General features: G+C 57.3%; 1 protein-coding gene. It reads left to right on the top strand.

Features of this window, described 5'->3' with window-relative positions; all coding sequences use genetic code 11:
- The coding region (locus AC1RPT_RS08235; RefSeq protein WP_481763063.1) for a hypothetical protein at positions 1–241 on the top strand (241 nt) is incomplete at both ends.

The following is a 241-nucleotide window of genomic DNA, read 5'->3' as shown; positions in this document are numbered from 1 at the left end:
AGGGCAAGCGTCGTGCTCATCTCGCAGAAATTCCCGAGCGTGCAGTCAGCCCCAACTATCTGCGTGTCAAGGTGCAGCGCGAACTCGGTTATGTCGAATGCGCGGTTCCTGTCTATTCGTTCTCGACACTGGCTCCGGAAGAAGGGTTCAAGTTCCTGTACGAGCAGTTCATCAAGATGCGTCGTGGGCACCCGCCGAAAGCAGAAGCCAAGCACATTGCGGACATCGAGCGGTTGCGTGC

Source organism: Dellaglioa sp. CoH-56-MRSF-11, assembly GCF_056782135.1.
The sequence above is the reverse complement of the archived record's forward strand: the minus strand, read 5'-3'. Positions and strand labels throughout refer to the sequence as shown.